Here is a 14,604-nt window from a genome sequence, read left to right on the forward strand (position 1 = left end):
TTTTCTTAATTATATTTCTTAATTTTAAATTAATTTCTCCCAAGAATCAAACTAAAAAATCGTTCAAAATTTTATGTATTGAACAAAATTCTCTTGAGGTGAAAATTAATCCCTTAAGAACATGATATTAGCGCAACCCCACGAAAAGGAACAAGAACGATTAAAGGAATTAGAATCATTCTCGATCTTAAGAACAATTCCTGAATTAGATTATGATGATCTCACCGCTATTGCAGCTCAAATTTGCGATACTCCAATTTCATTGGTTTCTTTGTTGGAAGCCGATTGCCAATGGTTTAAATCTCACCACGGCCTTGATCTACAGGAAACACCCAGAAATATTTCATTTTGTGGACATGCCATAAATCAACCTTCAGATATTTTTATTGTAGAGGATGCTACTAAAGATGAGCGTTTTTTTGACAATCCTTTGGTTACAGGACCTCCTTATATCCAGTTTTATGCCGGCGTATCTTTAATGAGTGATAACGGATTGCCTTTGGGTACATTGTGTGTTGTTGGAAATGAACCCAAAACTTTAACTAATAAACAAATTCAGAGTCTTAAAGCCCTTTCCAGGCAAACAATGAATGTTCTAAATTTGAGAAAAAGTAAGTTGGAATTGGAGAAAGCCTTAAAGGAATTACTTGCAAAAAATCAGGAACTTGATCGATTTGCTTCAATCGCAGCACATGACATAAAATCGCCCTTAGCTGGAATTCAAGGTATGATAATGCTTTTTACAGAGCAATACAGATCAGTTTTAGACGAGCATGCTAATGAGATGTTGAGTTTAATTCAAAATTCATCCGAACAATTGCAAAGCTTAATTGAGGGAATACTAATGTATTCAAAAGGAGATAATATTCTTCAGGATGAAAAATCGACTATTAAGATCTCTGAACTTGAGAAGGATATGTTAGAGCTTTTTAGTTCAGAAACTAAATTAAATTTTACCGTCAATTCTCAACTTGAAGAAATCACAACAAATCCGGTAGCCTTAAAACAAGTGCTCCTTAATTTGATAGCCAATGGTATAAAGTACAATGATAAAGACCATATCAATATTGAATTAGGAATAAGTGGAGATACCAAAAATTATTATTTCTATGTCAGCGATAATGGCCCCGGAATACCTCAAGAGAATCGTGAAAAAATATTCAGGATTTTTGAGGTGACGACCCAAACGGATAGATACGGGGAAACCGGACATGGAATTGGTTTGGCGACAGTTAAAAAAATAGTAGACAAATTTGGGGGCGATTTAACTGTTGATTCTGAGTTGGGACAAGGCTCTAAGTTTTGTTTTACTTTTAAAAAGTAGAAATGTCACTAAAAGGATAGTTGATAACTAGTAATAAATCCCTTTTAAAAAATGTATTGAATTGGTTATTTTGCCTCGATTTAAGATCGGATGAATGAAAGTTTGTATTGCAGAAAAACCAAGTGTTGCCCGGGAAATAGCTGCCGTTTTAGGAGCTAAAACAAAGCATGATGGCTATTTTGAAGGCAATGGCTATGCCGTAACATACACCTTTGGGCATCTTTGTACCCTAAAGGAACCTGCCGATTACAAACCCTATTGGAAAAGTTGGGATCTGAACAATCTCCCTATGCTCCCGGATAAATTTGAAACCAAAGTCGTTTCCAATGCCGGGATAGAAAAACAATTCAAGATCATAAAATCCCTGTTTGATAAAGCCGATGAGGTTATCAACTGCGGCGATGCCGGACAGGAGGGAGAGCTTATCCAGCGTTGGGTCATGACGGCTGCCGGTTATACAGGTCCGGTAAAGCGCCTTTGGATTTCCTCTTTAACTACGGAAGCCATAAAAGAAGGTTTCGAGAATTTAAAACCGTCTACCCAATACGATAATCTTTTTTACGCCGGATTTTCCAGAGCCATTGGTGATTGGCTCTTAGGAATTAACGCCACCCGATTATACACCGTAAAACACGGCGGCTATAAACAAGTATTATCGATTGGTCGTGTGCAAACGCCAACCTTAGCCATGGTGGTAAATAGGTTCAAAGACATTGAAAATTTTAAACCGCAACCGTATTGGGAATTACAAACCTTGTATCGCGATACCTTATTTAGTTACGAGGAAGGCCGTTTCCTGAAAAAAGAAGATGGCGAAACTTTAGCAGAAAAAGTAAAGGCAGCGGCATTCGAGATCAAATCTATAACCAAAAAGGATGGTAAAGAATATGCTCCAAAACTTTTCGATCTTACCGGGCTTCAGGTGTATTGTAACAAAAAGTTTGGGTTTACTGCCGAGGATACCTTAAAGATCGTTCAAAAATTATACGAACTTAAAGTTGTGACCTACCCCAGGGTAGATACCACATTTTTACCGGATGATATTTATCCTAAAGTCCCGGGAATATTAAAGAAACTCACAAACTATTCTAAATTAACGGCGCCGCTTTTGGGCAAAAAAATTAAAAAATCGTCTAAAGTATTCAACGATAAAAAAGTAACTGATCACCATGCGATCATTCCAACAGGTGTTCAGATAAATCTGCAGTACAATCAACAGCAGGTTTATGATATTATTACCAAACGATTTATTGCCGTGTTTTATGACGATTGTAAAGTGGCTAATACCACGGTTCTTGGAGAAGCCGCTGAAGTACCATTTAAAACTACGGGAAAACAGATCCTGAAAAAAGGCTGGCGTGTGGTATTCGAGGATCCCGATACCGATAAAACTGCCGGCAACGAAAATATTTTACCTGCGTTTTCTGAGGGTGAAAAGGGCCCACACGAACCGTCTTTTTTAGAAAAGGAAACCAAACCACCGAATCAATTTACAGAAGCTTCCTTGCTTCGTGCGATGGAAACTGCCGGAAAACAAGTGGATGATGATGAGCTGCGAGATCTGATGAAGGAGAACGGTATTGGTCGTCCTTCCACCAGGGCCAATATTATCGAAACCCTGTTCAAGCGGCAATATATTAAGCGAAATAAAAAGCAGGTGCTTCCAACGGTTACGGGAATTCAATTGATAGAGATCATTCAAAATGACCTCTTAAAATCTGCTGAACTCACGGGAACCTGGGAAAAGCAACTTAAGGATATTGAAAAAGGGACCTTCAGTGCGGCAGCCTTCATTAAAAACATGAAGCGCATGGTAGATGCTTTGGTTTACGAAGTGCGTAGTGAAACCAATCGGGCTAATTTATCGCAAGCTCAGGTCGTAAAAGCCCGAAAACAAAAAGTTCAATTAAAAAAAGAAAAAGGCATTTTATCGGAAACTTGTCCTAAATGTAAAAAAGGGACACTTTTAAAAGGTACGAGTGCCTATGGTTGTTCTGCATTCAAATCGGGTTGCGATTTTAAACTTCCTTTTAAGTTTTCAGGAAAAAAAATATCCGAAAAGCAATACATACGTTTACTAAAAAAAGGGAATACCGTCAATTTAAAAGGGTTTAAAGTTAACGAGAAAAGTGTTGAAGGCTTACTGCGATTTGATACTGATTTTAAATTAAAATTAGAGCCTAAAGGTATTGCGGTCTCTAAATCTAATAATAAAATCTCAGGCTCATTGAGCTGTCCGAAATGCCAAAAAGGAACCATTATAAAAGGAAAAACGGCCTATGGCTGTAGTAATTACAGAGCAGGTTGCGATTTTAAAATGAGTTTCGAAACCGTGCGTCAGAAAATAAACGGGCAAAAACCAACCAAAGAATTGGTTTACCAAATTCTATCTGAGAAATAATTCAAGGCCCGGAAACGCGATAAAAATCAGGTATGACATTTCAAACGGCATCAGATCAACACTTTTTAATATACAAACCTTACGGGATGCTGAGCCAGTTTTACAGCAATTCTAAACAGCAGCGTAGAAAACGTTTTTTGGGTGAATTATATGACTTTCCGGAAGGTCTGATGCCTATTGGTCGGTTAGACGAAAAATCTGAAGGATTATTGCTCTTGACCACTTCGGGAAAAATGAGCAATTATGTGAACAGCCAGCGTATTGAAAAAGAGTATTATGCTTTGGTAGACGGCGAGATTACAAATGATGCCATTAAGCAATTAAGAACAGGGGTTATTATTGGCTTCAATGGTAAAAAATATCAAACTCAGCCTTGCGAGGTTTTTAAATTAACGAATAAGCCTGAAATTCCTCCGGCAGAACAAAAAATTCGAGATGATCGTCATGGCCCAACCTCCTGGGTATCGATAACTTTAAAGGAAGGTAAATTTCGTCAGGTTCGAAAAATGACTTCGGCTGTTGACTTTCCAACCTTGCGTTTAGTGCGGGTCAGGATTGGTAATTATAAAATTGGAGCTATGAAAATTGGTGAGGTAAAATCACTTGAGGATCTACACTTCTAATTTTCCCAATTCCTTATAATTTCGATTCAGGCGTTTTAAAAGCAGGCCATAAATGAGTTTATAGAAAAGCCAGATCACTACGATAAACAGAATGCTGAAAACAGTCATGATTACATAAGCCATAAACATTTGTTTGTCTGAAAAATCCTTTATTTCTGCAGCAATAGCAGGATCGTAGTGTATTGTATGATAAAACCCGAAAATCAAAGAGATTCCGGCAACTACCAAATTATAGAGTACATAGTATTTTACTATTTTTCGGGTACGTAAAATACTTTCCATAAGTTTCTTAGCATTGTCTGTAACCGAAATGGATTTATAGGATTTGAAAAGTAAATAAATAAAGAGCAAAATTATACCGTAACTTACTATGGTAAGCCAGGTCATTAAGGTCTCATTGGCGTAAACTTCATTTAATTTTTCCCTGTACTCCGTTGAAATGATATATGGAATCGTGTTAATGATAATCCATAAAAATAATTCGGCAATACTGATGTAAAACAGCATTTTTACCGTGGATGACGATTTTTTGTGTAACATGGGGTAGATTTCTTTACCCGACAGTTTTTTGTGATGGTCATCAGACTTATTCCAGTCTTTTTTCAATAATTCTAATTCATCCATAGCATTACGGATTTAAAAGCGTCCTAAGCTTTGTTTTAATTCTATTCATTTTAACTCGGGCATTTACTTCACTAATCCCCAGAGTATCACTGATTTCTTTGTAATCTTTGTCTTCTAAATACAAGAAAACCAATGCTTTTTCAATGTCATTCAGATTATTTCTAACGGCCGCATAGAGTGCTTTAAGTTGTTGTTCTTCCGTGTCGTCGTAGGTTTCTGTTTTTATTTTGAAAGCTACATTATCGAAATCCTGAGTGGAAATACGACGTTTCGACTTTCGGTATAAGGTAATAGATGTATTTAAGCCAACACGATACATCCAGGTACTAAATTTTGAATCACCACGAAACTTAGGATAGGCCTTCCAAAGTTGAATGGTAATTTCTTGAAACAAATCGTTATGAGCCTCGTAGTTATTGGTATATAATCGGCACACCTTATGAACTATATTTTGGTGCTCCTCCAGTAATGCTACGAAACGTTGTTCTTCTTCTTTTTTCAAGGATGATAGTTAGCTACCAGATAGGTAGTCTTTGAATTAAAATTGTTACACAACTCAAATTATTTTTATAAAAATAAATATAAAATTTGGTTTATAAACTTGGCAGTAAACTGTCAAAATTACAAGCGTTGATATTTGAAAATTTCTTAAAAAGGAAGTAAAAATGTCAGGTTTTTGTTAATAATTATTAAATTTTTTTCAGTTTTATCTACACTTTTATTTTGGTATTTTTTTTGTATATAAAGAACTGATTACTAGTAAAGTAATTAAATTTAAAATTAAGTTTAACCTAAAAATTTTTTGCAATGACTAGTTTAGCAACAATTAAGAAAAACGGAAGTTTAGCAAACAAAACTACAGGTTCTAGCTTCCCGTCATTATCATGGTTTGACGACTTTGCAATGAATGATTTTCCTTCGTTATTTTCGTCTAACTTCAATACGGGTATATCGCTTCCTAAAGTAAATATCAAGGAAGTTGCTGATGCTTTTATTGTAGAGATGGCAGTTCCCGGTATGAAAAAATCAGATTTTGACATTAATTTAGATGATCATTTGTTATCAATTTCTGCCGAAGTTGAAAGTCAACATGAAGACGATGATGAGGGCTACACCCGAAGAGAGTTTGGTTATTCTTCTTTTAAAAGAACCTTTACCTTACCGGAATCGGTAGATGATAGCAAAATTAATGCGAAATATGATGAAGGTATTTTGGTCATTCATCTTCCAAAGCGTGAAGAAGCCAAACGCAAACCTGCACGAACCATTAAGATTTCATAATTTAAAAATAATTTAAAACCCTGAAAGCCGCCACTTAGGCGGTTTTTTTATGATGGTATCCCAAAGTGGAATAACAATTAACAAGCTCAATTTCTAAATACAACGTTTTGATGTTCTTTGTTTTAGGATTAAACACCATTTTATTGGAATGGTTCCAAAATATCTAGATAATTTGATTATAACGTGTTTCAATGTTATTCCTTATTTAATGATTATCCCCATAATGAGAAAATGTTAAAAGATTAGCACATAGCTATAAGTCTCTTTGGAAATCCCCTTTTTTAAACATGCAATTATAATGCAACCAAAAAAATCAAGGGAGTACTTCAAATAAAACAATTCATCATCTAAATTTTACAATTCGGTTCATTAAAATTTTCTAAATCAGACTTAGGAGCCAGTTTTGTGCTATCAATCAATCAAAGTTTAGGTTTTTTAAAACAACCCTAAAGCGAACAGAAAATTTCATAATCATGAAAAAGTTAAGCCTGATTTTTCTCATTTTTTCAGCATTACAAAGTTTAGCCCAAACCACTATTAGTGGCAAAGTTTTGAGCGGTGACCATACACCTGTTGAGGGCGCCAATGTGTATTTAGAAGGTACTTACAGTGGCACGACTTCAGACGCTAACGGTTTTTTTGAGTTTAATGCTTCAGATGAAGGCATCCAAACTCTTGTTATTTCCTATTTGTCTTTCGAAACCTACAGACTTGTAACTGAAATAAATAAAATGCAGAATTTAGTTATCCTCCTTCGGGAGGATGTTAATAATCTGGATGCTGTTGTATTATCAGCAGGGACATTTTCAGCAGGCGATAATAGTAAAGTAAGTGTTCTAAAACCTTTAGATGTTGTTACTACAGCCAGTGCTTTGGGCGATTTTGTTGGGGCTTTACAAACCTTACCGGGCACAACAACCGTTGCTGAAGATGGCAGATTATTTGTTCGCGGTGGTGATGCCAATGAAACTCAAATTTTTATAGATGGCATCCGAGTATTTACACCCTATGCGCCAACTACAAATAATGCACCTACCAGGGGAAGGTACTCTCCATTTTTATTTGATGGGATAACATTTTCAACAGGCGGATATTCAGCGGAATATGGTCAGGCACTTTCCAGTGTTTTACTTTTAAATACCATAGACGAACCTGATCAGGAAAAAACGGATATCGGGATCATGAGTGTAGGGGCGTCTTTAGGAAACACCCAAAAAAGAGACCGAAGTTCCTTAAGTTTTAATGTCTCATATATCAATTTGGCGCCATACAACGCCATTTTTACCAGTAGAAATAACTGGATCAAACCTTTTGAAACAGCTTCAGGAGAATCTGTTTACAGAAAAAAAACGAACACTGGTTTATTGAAAATATATGGCGCTTTTGATACGACTCAATTTGAGTTAACCCAGGAAGATATCAATTTAGAGGAACCCGCTTACTTCAAACTAAATAATAAAAACTTATATTTTAATGCTTCATATAAAGGCCTTATAAATGAAAGTTGGTCCTTTCAAACGGGTTTAAGCTATACTAATGCCATAAACCGTTTAAACATTATTAAAAGCAGTATTCGAGATCATGAAAACTCAGTTCATGCTAAACTAAAATTCAAAAAGCGGTTCAATAACAGATTCAAACTTAATTTTGGTGGTGAATATTTTTTGACTGACTTTAAAGAGAATTATGCGGATGAATCAATAAATAATGCAAACTATGGGTTTGAAAATAATATTGCAGCGACATTCGCCGAAGCCGATTATTTTATATCTGAAAATTTGGCATTTAAGACTGGGATCCGTGCCGATTACAGCGCTATTTTCGATAGGTTAAACCTGGCTCCCAGGGTATCGATGGCTTATAAAACATCTAAAAACGGGCAACTATCCCTGGCTTTTGGAAAATTTTATCAAAATCCTGCAAGTATAATTTTAAAATATGATCAAGATTTAAAACCGGAAAACACGAACCATTATATTTTAAATTATCAGTATAATGCTCAAGGTAAGATTTTTAGGGTCGAAGGATATTATAAATCTTATAATAATCTTATAAAGTATGACTCAGATCTGGCTGTTTATAATAGTCATTATACCAATGGAGGGTATGGTTTTGCCAGGGGTGTTGATCTGTTTTGGAGAGATAACAAAAGTGTAAAAAATCTTGATTATTGGTTGAGTTATTCCTTTTTGGATACAGAGCGCAATTATAAAAATTATTTACAACCGGAAATACCACCATATGCCAATACGCATAACCTTTCTATAGTAGGTAAGTATTGGATAAACGATTGGCGGAGTCAGGTTGGATTTACCTTTGCTCTGGCGAGCGGAAGAACTTTTACAAACCCCAATCTTCCGGGAATTTTGAATGATAAGACCAAAGGATATTCGAATTTAAGTATAAACTGGGCGTATTTAGTAAGTTCTCAAAAAATTCTTTACGCTTCTATCAATAATGTTTTGGGTTCTAAAAACATTAATGGTTATCAATATAGCAATTCTCCGGATAGCCAAGGGAATTTTAATCGTCGTGCTCTTCGACCTTCAGCAGATCAATTCTTTTTTGTTGGATTTTTCTGGACCATTAGCGACGATAAGAAATCAAATCAACTGGATAATCTATAACTGCGTTATTTGTTAACTTGATTTTTCAAAAAATACATCAGCATAACTTATTTAACAGGATAAAAACGAGCCATCAGATAATTTTTTGGTACATCTCGTGAAATGGATAACATGATATTTGTCATAGTTAATAAGCACTATATCTGATAATTTTATAATGCTAAAAGAAAATTTCAGAATCATGAGAGCTAAAAAAAATCCAGAATTAGATGTTGCCCGAAATAGCGGTATCTATTTCGCTATAGGATTAAACATTATGTTATTTCTATCCTGGCGTTTACTTGAGTTTAAAACTTACGATAAAGATGATGTTGTTGTCGATGTTATCAACATGGATAATGAAATTGAGGAAGATATTCCTATTGTAAATGCCAGCACACCGCCGCCACCACCACCTCCTGCTGCTATTCAGGAGAATGTAACCATTGTTGAAGACACAAAAGATATTGAAGAAACCATTATTGAAAGTACTGAAGTTGGACAAGAGGATGCCATTGCTGAATATGTGCCTAATGTTGATGAAGTTCAAGTTGAAAAAATAGAAGAAGAAGTAAATGTTCCCTTCTCCGTAATCGAGCGAGTACCTATATTTCCCGGTTGTGAGGGCTTGAGTAACGCCAAGGCTAAAGATTGTTTTCAGGAAAAAATGATGGCACACGTGGCCAAAAATTTCAGATATCCTGAAGCTGCTCTGGAGTTGCAAATTCAAGGTCGCGTATCGGTAATATTCACTATCGATTCTTCCGGCAAAGCGGTTAAAATAAAATCTCGCGGACCGGATAAAGTTCTAGAAGCAGAAGCCGAACGCATCATAAGTTTGTTACCACAAATGAAACCCGGAACCCAACGCGGAAAACCGGTGAATGTAGCTTATGCGTTGCCTGTAATGTTTAGAATTGCCACACAATAAATTTTTGAGTAGAGTTAGTCACTTGTATACAAGACCCAAAATAACGTGCTGTATTTTGGGTCTTTTTTTGTTTTAAAAAGAACAAGATCGTAATATGAATATTTTAGAAAACAACAATTCATCCTTAAAAAAATACAGTTCAGAAAGTCTGTTTTTAATATTAGATATCGGCGATGCATCTTTGTTTCAAATAAATGTAGAATCAAACTAATATTTAAAACAATGAAAAAATCTGTTATTATCATCGCTGCATTACTTTGTATTGGAAATGTGAATGCTCAATCTAATTATGAAAAAGGTATGCAAAAAGCTTTCGAATTGTGGGGAAGTGATAGTGCTCAAGCAATAAATATTTTTGAGCGTATAGCACAAGCTGAAAAAAATAATTGGTTACCGTACTATTATGCTTCACAAATTAATATTATTAATAGTTTCGGAGAAACCGATGTAAAAAAGATGACCTTGCAGTTAAATAAAGCTCAGGATTATCTCAATGACGCAACAGCAATATCAAAAAATAATCCTGAACTTATGGTGTTACAAGCCATGTTACACACCGCCTGGATAGCTTATGACGGTGCAACTTACGGTGGATTACTATCCGGGAAAGTAGCAGAGCTTTATAATAAAGCAGAATTGTTGGCACCGGATAACCCCAGAGTAGTGTTCTGCAAAGCAGAATGGAATATAGGTAAAGCCCAATATTTTGGGGAAGATATGCAAGCATATTGTAAGGATGTAGAACATGCTTTAGAACTTTTTGCTAAATTTAAACCTGAGTCTGCTTTTTATCCTAATTGGGGAGAAAATAGAGCTAAACAACTCCTTGGAACCTGTAAAAAATAATATAATAATCCTAATTAATCATGCCTAAATTCATTAAAAATATTGTCATCTCATTCCTCATAGGATGCGCTATTTTTGTGGTTGCCAATATTTACCGTGGGGGATTTCAATATCAAAATTTTAATGAAGCCTTAATTAGTTTTTTAGTTTATCAACTGTATTCTTTTGTTATTGGTTACTCGAACGGGTATTTTTTTGAATTATTAAAACGGTTCCGATGGAAAAGTAACCAAATCATATGGCGTATAGTTATTGGCGTTTTTGGATCTACTATCATCACCCTTCTGGACTTGTTTGTTCTTCGTGCAACCACAAATTACATTTTTTACGGAGAGTCTTTTAGAGAGTTTTTAAGTGGTGAAAAATTAGTGTACTATAAATTCGGACTGGTGGTAACGCTTATTATAGTAGCTATTTTTCATCTCGTTTATTTTTATAATCGTTACCAACAGAATAAAATTAAAGAACAAAAAGTTATCGCCGGCACAGCTAGTGCCAAGTTCGATGCTTTAAAAAATCAATTAGATCCGCATTTCTTATTCAATAGTCTTAATGTTCTGAGCAGTTTAATCGAAGAAAATACAGAGAGCGCTCAAAAGTTTACAACCGCATTATCCAAGGTTTATCGCTACGTCCTGGAACAGAAAAACAAAGAACTTGTAACCGTAGATGAAGAACTCGATTTTGCCAAAACCTACATGTCTCTGGTTAAGATGCGGTTTGAAGACAGCATCATTTTTGAAATGCCCGAAAAAGCCGAAAATCCTGAAAGCAAAGTAGTGCCACTAGCTTTACAATTGCTTCTGGAAAATGCTGTAAAACACAACATGGTAACTTCCAAAAAACCACTTCATATCAAAATTTATGAAGAAAACGGCTATTTGGTAGTCCAAAATAATTTACAGCCCAAACAAATTTTAAAGAAGAGCAGTGGTGTAGGATTAAGTAATATTAAACAACGCTACAACCTTTTAACCAACAAAAAAGTAAAAATTATTAAAGAATCGCAGGAGTTTGCCGTGGCAATACCCATGCTTTCTAAACAAATAACGATCATGGAAAATTATTCACAATTTCAAAAAGAAGCCAATTACGTGCGGGCTCGCGAGTACGTCGAAGAACTTAAAGGATTTTATTATAGTCTGGTGGCCTATTGTCTGGTTATCCCATTTTTGATCTGGATAAACTATAGAACCTCCTGGGATTATCAATGGTTTTGGTTTCCCTTATTTGGCTGGGGCTTAGGACTAACCATAAATGCTTACCGCGTTTTTATAGATCGATCTATGTTTGGTAAATCATGGGAAGACCGTAAAATTCAACAATTTATGCAAGAGGAAGAAGAAACCAAATGGGAATAATAAAATAATCAATCTACCTTCCGACAGGCAGGTCAAAAAAACGACACATCATGGAAATACAAGATTCAAAATTCACCTCAAAACACAAAAGTGAAGACGCCTATTTCAGGGCTCAAAAACGCGTTAAAGAGATCAAAGGCTTTTACTGGCATCTCTTCTGGTACGTGGTTGTGAACGTTTTTCTCATCTATTTATTTACCCGTGAGGGCAACCAGGATTTCTGGAGTTTTTCAACCTTTACCACCGCCTTTTTCTGGGGTATCGGTCTCAGTTTTCACGGGCTTCGTGTTTTCGGGAAGAACATCTTTTTTAGTAAATCGTGGGAACAACGAAAAATGAAAGAGTTTATGGAAAAAGAACGAAAAAACTGGGAATAATATTAATTTGGGCCTTACCCTGCAGGTCGGGCTTTCCGCTAAATCTTTTTATGTTTGATAAAAGTAAAAACCCGGAAACATAGAAAACTATAAAAAAAGATATTGCCTCAATCTCTGCTTATCGGCAGGCAGGCCTAACGCAACTCTAAAAACCAACCGATGAAAGTGATCATCATTGAAGACGAAAAACCATCAGCACGGCGTTTACAGCGTATGTTGGAAAAACAAGGTATGGAAGTACATACCATGCTACATTCCGTTGAAGACGCCTTAACTTGGTTTAAATCGAATACACATCCCGACTTAATTTTCCTTGATATTCAGTTAAGCGATGGACTTTCTTTTGAAATCTTTGAAACCATCGAGATCAAGAGTGCAATTATTTTCACGACGGCATACGATGAATATGCGCTGCAGGCCTTCAAACTTAATAGTATCGATTATTTGTTAAAACCAATTGAAGAAGAAGAACTCGTTTTAGCGGTGCAGAAATACAAAGAACGTACACCAAAAAACCAACCCGTAACGGTAGATTTTAATGAAATAAAGAAACTTCTAATAAACCCGATAGACAGAGCCTACAAAAAACGCTTTTCGGTACAAGTTGGGCAACATCTTAAACTCATTTCTACCGCCGAGGTTGAATGTTTCTTTAGTGAAAATAAAGGAACTTATTTACACACGGTATCTGGTAGAAATTATTTGCTCGATGGCACTCTGGATCAATTGGAGAACGATTTAGAACCGGAAACTTTTTTTAGAGTAAATCGCAGTTTTTTCGTCAGTATCAATGCTATCTCAGATATTATAAATTACTCCAATTCTCGTTTGCTCGTAAAATTGCATAGCTATAAGGATCAGGATATTATTGTGGCTCGGGAACGGGTTAAGGATTTTAAAAATTGGCTGGAATAGAAATACTTATTCCTCATTAATCCTGTTCTCATCAAAGGCCGAGGGCAATAATTTTGGAATAAATTTAATAACCAGGGGTAGGAGCAAAGCACCGCCGGGCAACATAAAAATGGCCAAGCTTGGTATCGACTTGAAAATATCCAATAATTGCTCCTGTACCTTTTTTTGTTCCTCAGGATTCAGATCGCGCACTGTAGATTGCGTCAACAATACCATCAATTCTTTGCTGTCTCTCAATTCACGGTACAAACGCTTACTATTTCGGGTAATGAGTTTTACCACCATTTTGCTGGAGTTATCATAAAAACTCTGAACGATGTTCTTAGAACTTAAAAGAGCAATATTATCCTTGTGTTCTTTGTAAAATGCATTGATCATTTTAATAGAAAGCTCCACTCTGGTTTCGGGTAGCTCCAAACTACGACCCAATAATTTTAAAAAGTGATGTTCTTTTTCATCTATAACGTTATCACCCCAACTTGCCATACACGCAAGATCCAAGATGTAAAACTTTTTTAATGGGGTATCAATAAATTTAACAGCTTCGCCAAAGCTTAAGGGTTCTTCACCCTGATACCGAAGAGAAGATTCAAATAATTTTATCAAACTTTCATCGTAGGCGTTCTTTTCTTTTTTCGATAAGAGAACATCCAAAGAAATAGCAGCTATAGCCGCTTCAAGATGCTTTAAATAATCTGTTGTAACCGTACCGTGTTTCAAATAATATTTATAAGCCAATACATCAATGTAAAGAAGTGCATTTACAATAAAATAATTAAAATTCTTAGTGAGTACATTGGCATCGATCTGAACCCGTTTATGAATTATTTTTTCGAGCTGTTCACTGGTTTTCTTCTCCGATAAAAGACTGTCAAAAATGGAGGTTTTTAGCGCATTGATAGCATTATAAAACCCAATAACACTATCTACAAAAGGAATTTCTGTTTTGTAATGATGATAAATATGCAAGAATGAAAGACACAAATTAACCTTACAGCATTCCTCTTCCGTTAGGTCCTGTTTAGAGATTCGGTGCGCTACAACATGCAAATTACTTCCGTAAATAAAGCCACAGGCACGCAAGGCGTCATAGAAATCTTCAAGACTGTATAAAAACAACTTGTCGTTATCTGGAATGTCGTTTCGTAGTTTTTTTATCCAACCTTGGGCTGAAGGATTCATAGGCAAACAATCTAATTAGGGGTAAAGATAAATCTTATTATTGAATAAGGGCTCATTTTCATTTTAACAAAACTTTAACAAAACCGCTATTTTCTTTTTTCCGTAGGTATGCATGAAAGTCAAAAATAAATTA

13 protein-coding genes are annotated in these 14,604 nt (G+C 35.6%); 10 read left to right on the forward strand and 3 right to left on the reverse strand.

Features of this window, described 5'->3' with window-relative positions; genetic code table 11:
* The first annotated feature begins 121 nt into the window (after nt 1-121).
* The 3 genes from ABD682_RS07280 (at nt 122) to ABD682_RS07290 (ending at nt 4,348) form a co-directional block, all read left to right on the forward strand.
* Nucleotides 122-1,324 (forward strand): sensor histidine kinase, encoded by a 1,203-nt coding sequence (locus ABD682_RS07280; RefSeq protein WP_344740448.1) that lies wholly within the window; start codon nt 122-124, stop codon nt 1,322-1,324.
* Nucleotides 1,325-1,418: 94 nt separating this feature from the next.
* A complete protein-coding gene (locus ABD682_RS07285) occupies nt 1,419-3,725 on the forward strand; it encodes a type IA DNA topoisomerase (protein ID WP_344740449.1) in 2,307 nt (768 codons plus the stop codon).
* 32 nt (nt 3,726-3,757) lie between these two features.
* Complete coding sequence (locus ABD682_RS07290; RefSeq protein WP_344740450.1) at nt 3,758-4,348, forward strand: pseudouridine synthase; 591 nt, start codon at nt 3,758-3,760, stop codon at nt 4,346-4,348.
* Here ABD682_RS07290 and ABD682_RS07295 read toward each other — a convergent pair.
* Nucleotides 4,337-4,972, reverse strand: coding sequence for a hypothetical protein (locus ABD682_RS07295; protein WP_344740451.1), 636 nt, complete (start codon nt 4,970-4,972; stop codon nt 4,337-4,339). The genes ABD682_RS07290 and ABD682_RS07295 overlap by 12 nt on opposite strands.
* Before the next feature lie 4 nt (nt 4,973-4,976).
* Complete coding sequence (locus ABD682_RS07300) at nt 4,977-5,474, reverse strand: RNA polymerase sigma factor (protein WP_344740452.1); 498 nt, start codon at nt 5,472-5,474, stop codon at nt 4,977-4,979.
* A gap of 305 nt (nt 5,475-5,779) precedes the next feature.
* On the opposite strand from ABD682_RS07300, the gene ABD682_RS07305 reads away from it, so the two are divergent.
* From ABD682_RS07305 to ABD682_RS07335, 7 genes are all read left to right on the forward strand, one after another.
* A complete protein-coding gene (locus ABD682_RS07305; RefSeq protein WP_344740453.1) occupies nt 5,780-6,253 on the forward strand; it encodes an Hsp20/alpha crystallin family protein in 474 nt (157 codons plus the stop codon).
* Nucleotides 6,254-6,726: 473 nt separating this feature from the next.
* On the forward strand, nt 6,727-8,880 hold the full coding sequence (locus ABD682_RS07310) for a TonB-dependent receptor (protein ID WP_344740455.1): 2,154 nt from the start codon (nt 6,727-6,729) through the stop codon (nt 8,878-8,880).
* A 181-nt stretch (nt 8,881-9,061) separates the two neighbouring features.
* Nucleotides 9,062-9,790 carry an energy transducer TonB gene (locus ABD682_RS07315; RefSeq protein WP_344740456.1) on the forward strand — a complete coding sequence of 243 codons (729 nt, stop codon included), beginning with the start codon at nt 9,062-9,064 and terminating at the stop codon, nt 9,788-9,790.
* Between the two features lie 222 nt (nt 9,791-10,012).
* Entirely contained in the window at nt 10,013-10,636 is a 624-nt protein-coding gene (locus ABD682_RS07320; RefSeq protein WP_344740457.1) for a hypothetical protein, read from the forward strand.
* A gap of 20 nt (nt 10,637-10,656) precedes the next feature.
* Nucleotides 10,657-11,997 carry a 2TM domain-containing protein gene (locus tag ABD682_RS07325; RefSeq protein WP_344740459.1) on the forward strand — a complete coding sequence of 447 codons (1,341 nt, stop codon included), beginning with the start codon at nt 10,657-10,659 and terminating at the stop codon, nt 11,995-11,997.
* Nucleotides 11,998-12,047: 50 nt separating this feature from the next.
* Nucleotides 12,048-12,374, forward strand: coding sequence for a 2TM domain-containing protein (locus ABD682_RS07330; protein WP_344740460.1), 327 nt, complete (start codon nt 12,048-12,050; stop codon nt 12,372-12,374).
* Between the two features lie 159 nt (nt 12,375-12,533).
* Nucleotides 12,534-13,289 (forward strand): LytR/AlgR family response regulator transcription factor, encoded by a 756-nt coding sequence (locus ABD682_RS07335; protein ID WP_344740461.1) that lies wholly within the window; start codon nt 12,534-12,536, stop codon nt 13,287-13,289.
* A gap of 6 nt (nt 13,290-13,295) precedes the next feature.
* Here the strand turns inward: ABD682_RS07335 and ABD682_RS07340 are convergent, their stop codons facing one another.
* Entirely contained in the window at nt 13,296-14,471 is a 1,176-nt protein-coding gene (locus ABD682_RS07340; RefSeq protein ID WP_344740462.1) for an LETM1-related biofilm-associated protein, read from the reverse strand.
* Nucleotides 14,472-14,604: the final 133 nt, after the last annotated feature.

It is taken from the genome of Gaetbulibacter aestuarii, assembly GCF_039537665.1.
In the GTDB taxonomy this organism is placed as follows: Bacteria; Bacteroidota; Bacteroidia; order Flavobacteriales; family Flavobacteriaceae; genus Gaetbulibacter_A; species Gaetbulibacter_A aestuarii.

Coding starts and splice junctions, on each gene's coding strand:
- ABD682_RS07335 (WP_344740461.1), top strand. CDS start 12,534: ATGAAAGTGATCATCATTGAAGACGAAAAACCATCAGCACGGCGTTTA.
- ABD682_RS07320 (WP_344740457.1), top strand. CDS start 10,013: ATGAAAAAATCTGTTATTATCATCGCTGCATTACTTTGTATTGGAAAT.
- ABD682_RS07325 (WP_344740459.1), top strand. CDS start 10,657: ATGCCTAAATTCATTAAAAATATTGTCATCTCATTCCTCATAGGATGC.
- ABD682_RS07340 (WP_344740462.1), bottom strand. CDS start 14,471: ATGAATCCTTCAGCCCAAGGTTGGATAAAAAAACTACGAAACGACATT.
- ABD682_RS07330 (WP_344740460.1), top strand. CDS start 12,048: ATGGAAATACAAGATTCAAAATTCACCTCAAAACACAAAAGTGAAGAC.
- ABD682_RS07310 (WP_344740455.1), top strand. CDS start 6,727: ATGAAAAAGTTAAGCCTGATTTTTCTCATTTTTTCAGCATTACAAAGT.
- ABD682_RS07280 (WP_344740448.1), top strand. CDS start 122: ATGATATTAGCGCAACCCCACGAAAAGGAACAAGAACGATTAAAGGAA.
- ABD682_RS07290 (WP_344740450.1), top strand. CDS start 3,758: ATGACATTTCAAACGGCATCAGATCAACACTTTTTAATATACAAACCT.
- ABD682_RS07305 (WP_344740453.1), top strand. CDS start 5,780: ATGACTAGTTTAGCAACAATTAAGAAAAACGGAAGTTTAGCAAACAAA.
- ABD682_RS07295 (WP_344740451.1), bottom strand. CDS start 4,972: ATGGATGAATTAGAATTATTGAAAAAAGACTGGAATAAGTCTGATGAC.
- ABD682_RS07315 (WP_344740456.1), top strand. CDS start 9,062: ATGAGAGCTAAAAAAAATCCAGAATTAGATGTTGCCCGAAATAGCGGT.
- ABD682_RS07285 (WP_344740449.1), top strand. CDS start 1,419: ATGAAAGTTTGTATTGCAGAAAAACCAAGTGTTGCCCGGGAAATAGCT.